This is a genomic window from Microbacterium sp. Beta (assembly GCF_005502545.1).
In the GTDB taxonomy this organism is placed as follows: Bacteria; Actinomycetota; Actinomycetes; order Actinomycetales; family Microbacteriaceae; genus Microbacterium; species Microbacterium oxydans.
This window is the reverse complement of sequence record NZ_SCOG01000005.1, coordinates 98,282-111,666: the sequence shown is the minus strand read 5'-3', so window position 1 is coordinate 111,666 and position 13,385 is coordinate 98,282. Positions and strand designations below refer to the sequence as shown.

Genomic DNA, 13,385 nt, shown 5'->3' with positions numbered 1-13,385 from the left:
CGTGAGCCTCAGCCGCAAGCGGAAGAAGGAACTGCGTCGTCTTCAGAAGGAAGCGAACCAGCTCTGGGAGAACCAGCAGGTGCTCGTCGGTCACGCCGCCGATGTCGCCCGGGAGGCCGGACGTCAGCTCGGCAGCCTCAATCGTGAGCAGGTCGTCCCGGTCATCCAGGACACGTACAACCGTCGCGTCGCCCCGGTCGTCGACCGTGGCGTAAAGATCGGCAAGCACGTCGTCGACGACAAGGTCGTTCCGATCGTGGGCGGAGTCGTCGGTTCCGCCCTCACCGCGTGGGATGTCGCCAACGCGAAGCGTCACGGTGTGGCCGTCCCGGCACCCCGCGGTGCTTTCGGGAAGAAGCAGAAGTCGGGCCCGGGTCTCGGCTCCGTCATCGCTATCGTCCTCGGCGCGGCCGCGGCCGTCGGCGTTCTCTACGCCGCCTGGCAGGCACTGCGCGCCGACGACGAGCTCTGGGTCGCGGACGACCCGCTCGCCGCACCCGACGCGTGACCCCGTCCGATATCGCCTCCGTCGCCCCGGGTGACGGAGGCGATCGGCATGCGCGGGTGCGTGAAGCGGCCGCAGCCCGCGGTCTCGAGATCGAGATCCGTGAGCGCCCGGCGGCAGGCAGCCTGTTCGAGGCAGCCGAGCTCCTCGGCATCCCGCCGTCGGGCATCGTCAAGACACTCGTCGTGAAGCGCTCCGACGACACTTTCCTGTTCGCGCTGATACCGGGCGGACGCTCGATCTCCTGGCCGAAGCTCCGCGCCCTGGTCGGAGTGAACAAGCTTCGGCTTCCGGAAGCGGAGTTGGCTCTCGCGGCGACAGGCTACGAGCGCGGCACCATCGTCCCGATCGGCAGCACCACCGACTGGCCGATCTACGCCGACGAGTCCATCGTCGGTCAGCGCATCGCCATGGGTGCGGGGGCCCACGGATACAGTCTGTTCGTCGACGCAGACGACCTGATCGCCGCCTACGGGGCGACCGTCGCAGACATCTCCGTTCCCGAAGAGCGCTGACCCCGGCCGGGACTCGGTCGGTTCAGAGGATCCCGGCCATCCGCATGGCGATGTCGACCAGCCGCACCCGCTGCAGCTCGGCCACCGCCTTCAGCGGAAACCACTCGGCCATGTCGGTCGAACCGCCGGTCTCGAAGCGCAGCTTGCCACCGGTGACCTCGGCTCGGTAGACGATGCGCAGCGTGTGCAGCGGTTCTGCTGCCTTCTGCACTCGACGACCCGCGGGAATCACACGGGAATGGATGCCGAGGAGCTCGCCGACCTTGACCGTGTAGCCGGTCTCCTCGCGGAGCTCTCGACGTACGGCGTCTTCCGGAGATTCACCCGGCTCGAGCCCACCCCCGGGCATCGTCCACGCGACGCGACGACCCTCCGTCCAGCGCGCCAACAGCAGCCGTCCGTCGTCATCGGTGACGACCGCGTACGCCGCGACACGCAGGTCCATGGACACACACTATCCGTCAGCGAAGGCGGTCGATGACCGTGCGTCACGCTCCGGAAACCGACGGTCCGCTCCGATCGATCAGGAATCGAGAAGCGCTCGGTCCTCCGTCCTCCGTAATGTGATCTCCACAACGGACAGCACCCGGAGAGGACCGATCATGGCCGAGAAAGAGAAGAACTTCAGCGCCGAGGAACGCGAGGCCATGCAGGCTGCCGCGAAGGAAGCGCGCACGCGCCGTTCCAGGGCGAAGAAGTCCCCGGAGGAGCTCCGCGCCGCGGGGGAGGCCGACATCAAGGAGGCGATCGAGAAGCTCACACCCGAAGACCAGGCCCTGGCGAAGAAGCTGCATGACCTGGTCTCCGAGGTCGCCCCCGACCTGGTCCCCCGCACCTACTACGGGATGCCGGCGTGGGGTCGCGACGGCAAGGTGCTCTGCTTCTTCCAGCCGGCCAGCAAGTTCAAGGTCCGCTACGGAACGTTCGGGTTCGAACCGATCTCGAACCTCGACGACGGAACCGTGTGGCCGACCGCCTATGCCGTGACCGACCTCACGAAGGCCGACCTCGACTTCCTGGCCGAACGCATCAGACAGGCGATCAGCTGACGACACCCTGGTGCCCCGAGTCCGCTCGGGCAGTACCGTTGAGCCGTGAGCACACTGCCCTTCCCCGCATCCGTGTACGCCGCCCGCCTCGCCGACGCCGCAACGCTCGCGGCTGAAGCGGGAATCGATGCCGTCATCGTGGGCCCTGGACCCGACCTGCAGTACCTGCTGGGCGTGGAGGGCGACACCATCGAGCGGCTCACCGCACTCGTCATCGGTCCCGGAGTCACGCCCACGGTGGTGGTGCCGCGGATGGAACTCGCCAAGCTGCGAACCACGGCCGCCGGTGAGCTCGGCATCCGCGTCGCGGACTGGGTGGACGGAGAGGATCCCTACGCGCTGGTCGGCGAGGCAGCGGGTGCGGTGGCACGCGTCGGTGTGTCCGACGCCCTCACCGCCCTGCACGTCATCCCGATCGGTAAGCGCCTGGGTGTGCGCCTCGAGCTCGCCACACCGGTGCTGCGCGAGAGCCGCATGATCAAGGATGCCGAGGAGATCAGAGAGCTGCGCCGTGCCGGAGACGCCATCGACGCGGTGCACCGGCGCGTGCCTGAGTGGCTTCGTGCCGGACGCACCGAACGCGAGGTGGCTGCCGACATCGCCGAGGCGATCGTCGCCGAAGGGCACCGCACGGTGGAGTTCGTGATCGTCGGATCGGGCCCGAATGGTGCGGACCCTCACCACGAGGTCTCGGACCGCGTGATCGAAGAAGGCGACGTGGTCGTGGTCGACATCGGTGGGGCTGTCCCGAGCGGCTACAACTCCGACAGCACCAGGACGTACGTGGTCGGAACCCCCGACCCCGCCGCAGCTGAGCGCATCGGAGTGCTGGTGCGCGCGCAGCAGGCTGCGGTCGATGCCGTGCGCCCCGGAGCCACCGCCTCCGAAGTGGATGCCGCAGCGCGAACCGTTCTCGACGAAGCAGGCCTCGGGGAGGCGTTCCTGCACCGCACCGGCCACGGAATCGGAGTCTCGGTGCACGAAGAGCCGTACATCGCCCCTGGCAACGATCTGGTGCTCCGCGAGGGCATGGCCTTCAGCATCGAACCTGGTATCTACTTCGCCGGCGAATGGGGTGCCCGCATCGAGGACATCGTCGTCGTGACGGCCGAGGGTGGCCAGCGACTGAACGTCGCACCGCACGGCCTGACTTCGGTCGGCTCCGACTGAGACGCACCCGGATATGCAGCGCCGTCGCAAGGTATCGTCCGCCAATGCGTCGCCGGCGACCCGCGCGCGCTACGCCCGACGTCGACAGAATCGCCTCGCGCGCGTGGACAACGACCTCACCGATGAGCAGTGGTACGCCCTGATGGACGCCTGGGGCGGGTGTGCGTATTGCGGGGGAGACGGCGCCGCTCTGCAGCGCGACTGCATCCAACCGGTGTCCCGCGGCGGCCGCTACACGCTCGAGAACGTGGTTCCGGCGTGCGCCTCCTGCAATGCGAGCAAGCACAATGACGAGGTGACGGGCTGGCTGCGCCGCAAGAAGCTCGACGAACGGACATTCCTCGTGCGGCACGCCACGATCCTCCGGGGGCTTCGACCCGCCGAATGAAGCCGGTGCGCGCACTCGCTACTCTCGACTCATGACGACGATCGCTGCGATCACTGCCGAGGACCGCCCCGAATGGGAGGTGCTCTGGAAGGGGTACCTGTCCTTCTATGAGACCGACCTCGATGACGCGACCACGTCGGCGACCTTCAGGAGACTCGTCGACCGCGGATCGGGGATCCGTGGTGCGATCGCCCGCGATGACAACGGCGTCGCGGTCGGCATCGTCCACTGGCTGACGCACGCCGGCACCTGGACGATCACGGACTACTGCTATCTGGAAGATCTCTTCGTCGCGCCAGACGTGCGCGGCGGTGGTGTCGGCAGGGCGCTGATCACTCACGTGCGCGCATGGGCGGAGCAGCACGGGTCGTCCAAGCTCTACTGGCTCACGGCGGAGTCGAACACCACGGCGCGGGGCCTCTACGATCGTGTCGCGTCGCGGTCGGGCATGATCCACTACGAGATCGATCTCGACTGAGACGGTGACCGAAGGAAAGAAGCCCCCGGCAGGTGCCAGGGGCTTCTTCATCCTGTGGAGCCTAGGAGATTCGAACTCCTGACATCCTGCTTGCAAAGCAGGCGCTCTACCAACTGAGCTAAGGCCCCGTGAGGGATTTCTTGAGTTAAGGAGTGGGGCTACCAGGACTTGAACCTGGGACCTCTTCATTATCAGTGAAGCGCTCTAACCGCCTGAGCTATAGCCCCGTCAACCTCCAAGACTTTACCGGAGAACGACGGAAAATCCGAATCGAGGGGGAGCACCCGGGAGTGTCTCCCCCTCGATCGTCTTCAGCGACCCGGTCGGATGGTCGCGGTGCCGGCCGAGAGGGAGACGTCGATCGTCCTCCGCGAGCTCGACGCCTCATCCACTTCGGCGTTCAGCGTGCCCGCGCTGATCTCCTGAGAGATCGCGTACTCGACGTCGGGAACGGTCAGATCGAGGGTGCCGGCACTGACGTCGATGGATGTCAGCGCGGGAGGCGTTCCCGTCAGCTCCACGGTGAGATCGCCCGCGGAGACACCGAGGTCGGCCTGGGCGATGCCGTCGAGCAGGATGTCGGCACGACCGGCGCTCATCTGCACGTCGAGCTCTTTCGCGGCTCCTTGGATGTCGAGAGCACCCGCGTTCACACTGACATCGAGGATCCCGAAGTCTCCGGCCACATCGAGGCTGCCCGCATTGAGGTTCAGGTCGGCATCGAGTCCCGCGTCGCGAAGGCTCTCCGGGAGCGTGAGCACAGCGATCTCCTCCTCACCGAACCAGCCGCCGATCCACCATCCGAAGACCCCCTGCGGGCTCCGCACGACCAGCTCATCGCCGTCACGTTCGAATCTCCACGGGGTACCGCGTCCGTTCGTGATGGCGAGTGTGGCCTCGTCGACGTCGCCGAACTCGACCCGCATGCTGCTGGCGTCGGCGGAGAGGTCGATGCTCTCCAGCCCAGCGACACCCACGCTCTGCACGGAGTCGGCACGGTTCGAAGTGGCGATGGTGCCGACGGCTGCCGCGGCTGCTGTTCCGCCGGCGCCGAGAAGTGCGAGCCCACCGACCACCGCCGTCACGACCATGACCGCGGTCGCACCGGACGAGCGGCCGGCGGGAGGAGGGGTCGGAGCCGCGTGCGGAGCGTCAGGATGCGGAACGGAGGCGGGTGGCGGGGTGAGCGGGGTGTGCCCGCCCTGGTCCCCGTTGTTGTCGGTGGTCATCGTGCCACTCCTGTCTGGCCGGTCGGCGGCGTCGTGCCACCGGTGTTCTCGATGTGGGCGAGGGCGGCGAGCACACGGCGGTTGCCCGACTCGTCCTGTTCGAAGCCCAGTTTCTGGAAGATGGAGGTGATGTGCTTCTCGACGCTGGCTTCGGAGAGGAACAGCAGTCCGGCGATCGCCTGATTCGACTTGCCCTCGGCGATCAGTGCGAGCACGGTGCGCTCGCGCTCGGTGAGCCGCAGCATCCGATCATCACGGTTGCGCCGTGTCAGCAGCTGGGCGACGACCTCGGGGTCGAGCACGGTGGCTCCCTCGGAGATCCGCTGCACGGAGGCGAGGAACTCCGAGACGTCGGCGACCCGATCCTTCAACAGGTAGCCGAGAGGGCCACCCTGCGCCGCGATCAGGTCGGAGGCGTAACGCTCCTCGACGTACTGGGAGAGCACGAGGATCGCGAGCGACGGGTGGGTCGACCGCAGACCGAGAGCGGCCCGGATCCCCTCGTCTGTGAAGGTCGGAGGGAGACGCACATCCAGGATGCACAGATCGGGTTCCTCCGTGACGACGGCCTGGTCGAGACCCTCGATGTCGGGAAGAGCGGCGACCACCTGGTGACCGGCGTCTTCGAGCAGACGGACCAGGCCCTCGCGCAGCAGGACCGAGTCCTCGCAGATCAGGATGCGCACGGGACGCTCACCTCCAGGCTGGTCGGACCGCCCTGAGGACTGTCGAGGCGGAAGGTTCCGCCGGCGGCGAGGATGCGGTTCGCGATGCCGTCGAGACCACCGCCCGGCTGCACCTGCGCTCCTCCGATGCCGTTGTCCTCGACCCGCGCCCACAGCGTGTTGCCGTCACGCAGCCGCACGACCACACGGGCCTCGCTGGCTCGGGAGTGCTTCGCCGCGTTGGTCAGGGACTCGGCGATCGAGAAGTACACGGCGGCCTCGGCCTCGCGACTGCACCGACCGTCCATCCGCACGTCGAGGTGCACGGGGATGTGGGAGCGTCCCGCGAGTGCCGACAGCGCGGCGTCGAGCCCCCGGTCGTCCAGCACAGAGGCATGTATGCCGCGTGCGAGCTGACGCAGCTCGGTGATGGCCGCCTTCGTCGAGGTGTGAGCCTCGTTGATGAGTTCCTTCGCCGCACCGGGATCGCTGTCGATCTTCTGCTGAGCGAGCCCGAGCGTCATCCCCACGGAGACGAGACGGGGCTGGACGCCGTCGTGCAGATCGCGCTCGATGCGGGTGCGCTCGACATCGGCGGCGCGCACGGCCCCCTCGCGCTGGGCCGTCGAGGTGCGGACACGCTCGGTGAGCTCCGTCTCCCTGCTGCGGATGACGATCGCGAGCGACAGGGTGCGATGCAGCAGTGCGAGGCCGATGATCCCGACGACGCAGGCTGCGATGCCCAGGATCCCGATGAGCGGGGCCCACTCGGCAGGAATGCCCCCGCCGCCGAACGGTCCCATCACGGAGTCGACTCCGGTGAGCGGTGCGAACGAGACGACGATCGACCAGATCAGGCCCCAGAACAGCCGAAGCACGACCCACCCGAGCACGGCGGAGATGGCGAAGTTGGCGACAGCGCGCCACATGCGTCCATCGATCGCCTGCCGGCCCAATGCGCGCAGCCATCCGACGAAGCCGGGGCGGTCGCGTGGCTGCAGCCGCAGGGGGCCGACCGGAGTCCGGTACAGAGACCCGACCCGAGCGATCTCGAACCAGCCGAGACCGTAGAGGGCATAGACCAAGCCGACGAGCAGGACCAGACCGATACCGGCGACGAAGAGGAGTCCGAGTCCGGTACCGAGGAGGCCTCCGAGCGTGCCGAAGATGGCGCCGCCCAGGACGCCGACGCCTGCCAGATGCAGGATCGTGAGGAAGATGCGCAACGGCGGCTTCACCGCTGTTGCGGAAGCCGGGGTCGCAGTCTGAGTGGTCATGGTTCCAAGGTACGGCGGTGGGGGAGGCCACGACAGCGAGCCAACCGGACACTCCGATTCGGGTTTTCCGTAAGAGTTCCCGTGGTCGTCCCGGTTCGACCACGACGGTTCTGCTTCACTGGGGGCATGAGTACGCATGAGGGGGAACCGCACGGCACCGGTCTCGGTCAGCGGCTGAACTGGCTGCGCGCAGGAGTGCTCGGCGCGAACGACGGCATCGTCTCGGTCGCCTCACTCGTCGTCGGGGTGGCCGGCGCCACGACCGACAACGCCGCACTTCTCACAGCGGGAATCGCCGGCCTCGTCGGAGGCGCGATCTCGATGGCCCTCGGCGAGTACGTGTCGGTGAGCAGTCAGCGTGACAGTGAGAGGGCACTGATCGCGAAGGAGCGCGAAGAGCTCCGTACGATGCCGGCCGTGGAGCTCGACGAACTCACCCAGCTCTATCGCGACCGCGGGCTCTCGCCGGAGACAGCGCGCCAGGTGGCCGAGGAACTCACCGCGCACGACGCCCTCTCCGCCCATCTGGAAGTGGAACTGGGCATCGATCAGGATGACCTCGTGAACCCGTGGCACGCGGCCCTCTCCTCCGCGGTGGCGTTCACTCTCGGAGCACTGCTGCCGTTGCTGGCCATCCTCCTTCCCCCTCCGGAATGGCGCGTGCCCGTGACGTTCGTCGCAGTGCTTCTCGCGCTCGCGGTGACGGGAACCCTGTCGGCGAAGATCGGCGGCTCCGCTCCGATGCGCGCATCCATACGGCTGGTCGTCGGCGGCGGACTCGCGCTGGCGGCGACCTGGCTCATCGGCACCCTGCTCGGTACGACCGGCGTGGTCTAGCGATCCCGCGCCGAGCAACGACGAAGGGCGGGTGCCGCAGCACCCGCCCTTCGTGGATCCGTACCGAGGATCAGTTCGACATGAAGCCGACGAGCAGTCCGCCGGTCACCTTCACCGCGAGGTTGTAGATTCCGGCGACCACGGCGCCGAGCACCGTGAAGACGATCAGGTTCAGGATCGCCACCACGGCGGCGAAGGCCATCACCTGCGGCAGTCCCACGACCTCGGACAGCACGAACGTGTTGTCCGTGATGCCGAGCAGGAAGCTCTCCGCCGTCGTCATGATCCCCGTCGCCTGGAACACGAGGAAGATGAGGAAGAACGAGACCATCGTGACGACCGCGAGGGCCACGGCTCCGAGGAACGAGAGCTTCACGGCCGACCAGAAGTCCACGTAGACCAGTCGGAGGCGTACCTGCTTTCCGCTGGTCTTGCGGGTCGACTTCTTCGCCAGCTTGTCGGCCACTGTGCTCATGCGTCTGTATCCTCAGGGGTCTGGGTCGTCTCGGGGGCCTGGGTCTCTGCGTCCTCCGCATCGGCCTCTTCTTCGGCGAGGCCGCGCTCACCGTTACGGGCGATGGCGAGGATGCGGTCGGCCTCCGTCGTACGGGCGAACACCACTCCCATGGTGTCTCGACCCTTGGCGGGGACCTCGGCCACGGCAGAGCGTACCACCTTGCCGCTGGACAGAACCACCAAGACCTCGTCGTCCTCGGAGACGATCAGACCACCCGCGAGAGTGCCCCGATCATCGTTGAGTTTGGCGACCTTGATGCCCGTTCCGCCGCGACCCTGAACCCGGTACTCCTCCACCGCGGTGCGCTTCGCATAGCCGCCGTCGGTGACCACGAAGACGAACTTCCCCGGCGCGGCGACGGATGCCGAGAGCAGGCAGTCCTCATCGATCTTGAACTTCATCCCGCGGACACCGGCCGTCGCCCGGCCCATCGGGCGCAGGGCTTCATCTGTCGCCTCGAAGCGCACCGACATGCCTCGACGGCTGATGAGGAGGATGTCGTCCTCGGCGTTCACGAGCAGCGCGCTGACGAGCTCGTCCTCCTCGTTCAGACGGATCGCGATGACACCGCCCTGACGGTTGGTGTCGTAGTTGTCGAGACGGGTCTTCTTGACCAGTCCGTCACGCGTCGCGAGCACCAGATAGTCCGCCACCTGGTAGTCGCGGATGTCGAGCACCTGGGCGATGTTCTCGTCGGGCTGCAGGGCGAGCAGGTTCGCCACGTGCATGCCCTTGGCGTCGCGACCGGCCTCCGGCACCTCGTACGTCTTCGCGCGATAGACGCGACCCTTGTCGGTGAAGAACAGCAGCCAGTGGTGCGTGGTCGTCACGAAGAAGTGCTCGACGATGTCGTTCGCCCGCAGCTGGGCACCCTTGACGCCCTTGCCGCCGCGGTGCTGCGAACGGTAGTTGTCGCTGCGCGTGCGCTTGATGTAGCCCTCGCGCGTGACGGTGACCACCATCTCCTCTTCGGCGATGAGGTCCTCCATCGAGACGTCGCCGTCGAAGCCGTGCAGGATGTGGGTGCGGCGCTCGTCGCCGAAACGCTCGACGATGCCGGTCAGCTCTTCCCGGATGATGGTCCGCTGACGGCCCTCGTCGGCCAGGATCGCCTTGTAGTCGGTGATCTGCGCCTCGAGCTCGTTCGCCTGATCGATGATCTTCTGACGCTCGAGGGCTGCGAGCCGGCGCAGCTGCATCTGCAGGATCGCATCGGCCTGGATCTCGTCGATGTCGAGAAGCTTCTGCAGGCCCTCGTTGGCGTCGGCTGTTGTCTGCGAACGACGGATCAGCGCGATGACCTCGTCGAGCGCATCGAGCGCCTTCAGGTACCCGCGCAGGATGTGCATGCGCTTCTCGGCCTCGCGAAGGCGGAACTCGGTCCGTCGCACGATCACGTCGATCTGGTGGGAGATCCAGTTCGAGATGAACCCGTCGATCGCGAGCGTCCGGGGGACGCCGTCGACGATCGCGAGCATGTTCGCGCCGAAGTTCTCCTGCAGCTGCGTGTGCTTGTACAGGTTGTTCAGCACGACCTTGGCGACCGCGTCGCGCTTGAGCACCACGACCAGGCGCTGACCCGTGCGGTCCGACGACTCGTCACGGATGTCGGCGATGCCGGTGATCTTGCCGTCACGGGCGAGGTCGCCGATCTTCACCGCCACGTTGTCCGGGTTGACCTGGTACGGCAGCTCGGTGATGACGAGGCAGGTACGACCCTGGATCTCCTCCACATTGACGACCGCGCGCATGGTGATCGAGCCGCGGCCGGTGCGGTACGCCTCGTGGATGCCCTTGGTGCCGAGGATCTGCGCGCCGGTGGGGAAGTCCGGGCCCGGGATGCGTTGGATCAGGCCTTCGAGCAGTTCCTCGCGGGAGATGCCGGGGTTGTCGAGTGCCCAGAGCGCCGCGTCGGACACCTCGCGCAGGTTGTGCGGCGGGATGTTGGTGGCCATTCCGACCGCGATGCCGACCGAGCCGTTGACGAGCAGGTTCGGGAAACGGGCGGGCAGGACCGTCGGCTCCTGCGTCTGGCCGTCGTAGTTGTCGGTGAAGTCGACGGTGTCTTCTTCGATGTCGCGCACCATCTCGAGCGCGAGCGGAGCCATCTTGGTCTCGGTGTATCGCGGAGCCGCGGCACCCATGTTGCCGGGGGAGCCGAAGTTGCCCTGCCCGAGGGCCAGCGGATACCGCAGAGACCACGGCTGCACCAGTCGCACGAGGGCGTCGTAGATCGCCGAGTCACCGTGCGGGTGGTACTGACCCATGACCTCGCCGACCACACGGGCGCACTTCGAGAACGACTTGTCAGGACGGAATCCACCGTCGTACATGCCGTAGATGACACGGCGGTGCACCGGCTTGAGGCCGTCGCGCACATCGGGGAGCGCACGCCCCACGATGACGGCCATGGCGTAGTCGAGGTAGCTGCGCTGCATCTCCGACTGCAGGTCGACCTGATCGATCTTGCCGTGGTCGTGTTCCGGCTCGGTGCGTTCTTCGTCAGTCATCAATCAATCTCTCTGTCACACATCTGGTCTGAGCCCGCGGGCATCAGATGTCGAGGAAGCGGACGTCCTTGGCGTTGCGCTGGATGAAGCTGCGTCGGGACTCGACGTCTTCGCCCATCAGCACACTGAAGATCTCGTCGGCCGCGGCCGCGTCTTCGATGGTGATCTGCTGCAGGGTGCGCGTGGTGTGATCCATCGTCGTCTCCCACAGCTCCTTCGGGTTCATCTCACCGAGACCCTTGTAGCGCTGGATGCCGGCATCCTTCGGGATGCGCTTGCCGTTCTCGATGCCGTGCTTCAGCAGGGCGTCGCGCTCGGCGTCGCTGAACACGTACTCGTGAGCCGAGTTCGACCACTTGAGCCGGTAGAGCGGCGGCATGGCGAGGTACACGAAACCGGCCTCGATGAGCCCGCGCATGTAGCGGAAGAGGAGCGTCAGCAGCAGGGTGGTGATGTGCTGACCGTCCACGTCGGCATCGGCCATCAGCACGATCTTGTGATAGCGCGCCTTCTCGATGTCGAACTCTTCGCCGATGCCGGTGCCGAAGGCCTGGATCATCGCCTGGACTTCCTTGTTGCCGAGCGCCTTGTCGAGACGCGCGCGCTCCACGTTGAGGATCTTTCCTCGGAGGGCCAGGATCGCCTGGGTGTGAGGGTCTCGACCCTGCACGGCGGAACCACCTGCCGAGTCACCCTCGACGAGGAAGATCTCACTGATCGACGGATCCTTGCTCGTGCAGTCCTTGAGCTTGTCCGGCATGGCCGCCGACTCGAAGACGCTCTTGCGACGCGCCGTCTCACGGGCCTTCCGCGCGGCGAGACGAGCCGTGGCCGCATCGATCGCCTTGCGGATGATGTTCTTCGCCTGGTTCGGGTTGCGCTCCAACCAGTCGCCGAGCTGATCGCCGACCACTTTCTGCACGAACGCCTTCGCCTCGGTGTTGCCGAGCTTCGTCTTGGTCTGCCCCTCGAACTGCGGCTCGCCGAGCTTGATCGAGATGACTGCCGTCAGTCCCTCGCGCACGTCGTCGCCGGAGAGGTTGTCGTCCTTCTCCTTGAGGAGGTTGTTCGCTCGCGCGTACTTGTTGACCAGGGTCGTCAGTGCCGCACGGAAGCCTTCCTCGTGCGTTCCGCCCTCGTGGGTGTTGATGGTGTTGGCATAGGTGAACACGTTCTCGGTGTACGAGGTCGTCCACTGCATCGCGACCTCGAGCGAGATCTTGCGCTCGGTGTCCTCCGACTCGAAGGCGATGATCTCGTCGTTGACCACTTCGGCGTGGCGCACCTTGTTGAGGTACTCGACGTAATCCACCAGACCGCGCTCGTAGAAGAACACATCGCCGGGCTGCTTGGTGACGGTCGCGCCGTCCTCCTCGACCTCGTAGGCCGACGACTCGCGCTCGTCGCGCAGCTCGATGCGCAGCCCCTTGTTGAGGAACGCCATCTGCTGGAACCGCGTGCGGAGGGTGTCGTAGTCGAACTCGGTCGTCTCCTGGAAGATCTCCGCGTCGGGCCAGAACGTGATGCTCGTCCCGGTCTCGTCGGTCGCCTCGCCCTTCTCGAGCTTCTGCTGGGGGACACCGCCGTCGGCGAAGCTGTGCCGCCAGACGAAGCCCTTCTGCTTGACCTCCACGTCGAACCGCGTCGAAAGGGCGTTCACGACGGAGGAGCCGACGCCGTGCAGTCCACCGGAGACGGCGTACGCGCCGCCGCCGAACTTTCCGCCGGCGTGCAGGATCGTGAGGACGACCTCGACCGTCGACTTGTTCGGGTCCGACGAGTGCGGGTCGACCGGGATTCCTCGGCCGTTGTCGACGACGCGCACGCCGCCGTCGGCGAGCATCGTCACCAGGATCGTGTCGGCGTAGCCGGCCAGCGCCTCATCGACCGAGTTGTCGACGATCTCGTAGACCAGGTGGTGCAGGCCTCGGGGACCGGTCGACCCGATGTACATGCCAGGGCGCTTGCGCACAGCCTCGAGGCCCTCGAGGATCTGGATCGAATCCGCGCCGTACTCTCCGGGCTGCTTCGCCTTGGGTGCGGGCTGTGGAGTCTGGGTCCCTGAGCCAGTCGAAGGGGCGGGGGTTCCCCCGGTGTTCGATTCCGTCTCGTCAGCAGGGGATTCAGGCGTCATCAGAGGGCATTCTCCACATCGATATCACGAACTCCCATTCTAGCGGAGTTTCGTCGAGAAATGCCGCTCAACGGCCGTGTGTGGGCCTCTGAGCGTTTCGACCCCCTCGGA

The 13,385-nt window shown here is 66.6% G+C and carries 14 protein-coding genes and 2 tRNA genes; 7 read left to right on the top strand and 9 right to left on the bottom strand.

Annotated elements, in window-relative coordinates:
• Position 1 precedes the first annotated feature (1 nt).
• Both FFS56_RS07350 and FFS56_RS07345 read left to right on the top strand, forming a co-directional pair.
• Positions 2–508 carry a hypothetical protein gene (locus FFS56_RS07350; protein ID WP_046747982.1) on the top strand — a complete coding sequence of 169 codons (507 nt, stop codon included), beginning with the start codon at positions 2–4 and terminating at the stop codon, positions 506–508.
• Between the two features lie 56 nt (positions 509–564).
• A complete protein-coding gene (locus FFS56_RS07345) occupies positions 565–1,020 on the top strand; it encodes a YbaK/EbsC family protein (RefSeq protein WP_171011004.1) in 456 nt (151 codons plus the stop codon).
• A 22-nt stretch (positions 1,021–1,042) separates the two neighbouring features.
• Here FFS56_RS07345 and FFS56_RS07340 read toward each other — a convergent pair whose 3' ends face one another.
• Entirely contained in the window at positions 1,043–1,465 is a 423-nt protein-coding gene (locus FFS56_RS07340) for an NUDIX hydrolase (protein WP_046747981.1), read from the bottom strand.
• Between the two features lie 157 nt (positions 1,466–1,622).
• Here FFS56_RS07340 and FFS56_RS07335 point away from each other — a divergent pair, with 157 nt between their 5' ends.
• From FFS56_RS07335 to FFS56_RS07320, 4 genes are all read left to right on the top strand, one after another.
• The gene (locus FFS56_RS07335) at positions 1,623–2,069 is read left to right on the top strand and encodes a DUF1801 domain-containing protein (RefSeq protein ID WP_046747980.1); all 447 of its coding nucleotides are present in this window, start codon (positions 1,623–1,625) and stop codon (positions 2,067–2,069) included.
• Between the two features lie 45 nt (positions 2,070–2,114).
• Positions 2,115–3,239 carry a Xaa-Pro peptidase family protein gene (locus tag FFS56_RS07330; RefSeq protein ID WP_127011445.1) on the top strand — a complete coding sequence of 375 codons (1,125 nt, stop codon included), beginning with the start codon at positions 2,115–2,117 and terminating at the stop codon, positions 3,237–3,239.
• Between the two features lie 103 nt (positions 3,240–3,342).
• Positions 3,343–3,627: an HNH endonuclease signature motif containing protein gene (locus tag FFS56_RS07325; RefSeq protein WP_307723489.1), complete on the top strand. Its 285-nt coding sequence runs from the start codon at positions 3,343–3,345 to the stop codon at positions 3,625–3,627.
• 31 nt (positions 3,628–3,658) lie between these two features.
• On the top strand, positions 3,659–4,105 hold the full coding sequence (locus FFS56_RS07320) for a GNAT family N-acetyltransferase (RefSeq protein WP_046747977.1): 447 nt from the start codon (positions 3,659–3,661) through the stop codon (positions 4,103–4,105).
• A gap of 55 nt (positions 4,106–4,160) precedes the next feature.
• On the opposite strand, the gene FFS56_RS07315 is transcribed toward FFS56_RS07320, so the two are convergent.
• From FFS56_RS07315 to FFS56_RS07295, 5 genes are all read right to left on the bottom strand, one after another.
• A tRNA-Ala gene (locus FFS56_RS07315) sits at positions 4,161–4,233 on the bottom strand.
• 25 nt (positions 4,234–4,258) lie between these two features.
• Positions 4,259–4,332 (bottom strand) — tRNA-Ile (locus FFS56_RS07310).
• 84 nt (positions 4,333–4,416) lie between these two features.
• Positions 4,417–5,334 (bottom strand): hypothetical protein, encoded by a 918-nt coding sequence (locus FFS56_RS07305; RefSeq protein ID WP_127011444.1) that lies wholly within the window; start codon positions 5,332–5,334, stop codon positions 4,417–4,419.
• The gene (locus FFS56_RS07300; RefSeq protein ID WP_046747975.1) at positions 5,331–6,020 is read right to left on the bottom strand and encodes a response regulator transcription factor; all 690 of its coding nucleotides are present in this window, start codon (positions 6,018–6,020) and stop codon (positions 5,331–5,333) included. The genes FFS56_RS07305 and FFS56_RS07300 overlap by 4 nt, the downstream gene beginning before the upstream one ends.
• Positions 6,008–7,276, bottom strand: coding sequence for a histidine kinase (locus FFS56_RS07295; RefSeq protein WP_046747974.1), 1,269 nt, complete (start codon positions 7,274–7,276; stop codon positions 6,008–6,010). Before FFS56_RS07295 ends, FFS56_RS07300 begins: the two co-directional genes overlap by 13 nt.
• Positions 7,277–7,402: 126 nt before the next feature.
• On the opposite strand from FFS56_RS07295, the gene FFS56_RS07290 reads away from it, so the two are divergent.
• The gene (locus tag FFS56_RS07290) at positions 7,403–8,113 is read left to right on the top strand and encodes a VIT family protein (protein ID WP_046747973.1); all 711 of its coding nucleotides are present in this window, start codon (positions 7,403–7,405) and stop codon (positions 8,111–8,113) included.
• A 70-nt stretch (positions 8,114–8,183) separates the two neighbouring features.
• On the opposite strand, the gene FFS56_RS07285 is transcribed toward FFS56_RS07290, so the two are convergent.
• The 3 genes from FFS56_RS07285 to gyrB are packed head-to-tail and all read right to left on the bottom strand — an operon-like array spanning position 8,184 to position 13,274.
• Positions 8,184–8,588 (bottom strand): DUF3566 domain-containing protein, encoded by a 405-nt coding sequence (locus FFS56_RS07285; RefSeq protein WP_017829919.1) that lies wholly within the window; start codon positions 8,586–8,588, stop codon positions 8,184–8,186.
• Positions 8,585–11,140 carry a DNA gyrase subunit A gene (gene gyrA / locus FFS56_RS07280; RefSeq protein ID WP_046747972.1) on the bottom strand — a complete coding sequence of 852 codons (2,556 nt, stop codon included), beginning with the start codon at positions 11,138–11,140 and terminating at the stop codon, positions 8,585–8,587. The genes FFS56_RS07285 and gyrA overlap by 4 nt, the downstream gene beginning before the upstream one ends.
• Before the next feature lie 43 nt (positions 11,141–11,183).
• Positions 11,184–13,274, bottom strand: a complete 2,091-nt coding sequence (gene gyrB, locus FFS56_RS07275; RefSeq protein WP_082108635.1) for a DNA topoisomerase (ATP-hydrolyzing) subunit B — start codon at positions 13,272–13,274, stop codon at positions 11,184–11,186.
• Between the last annotated feature and the right edge of the window lie 111 nt (positions 13,275–13,385).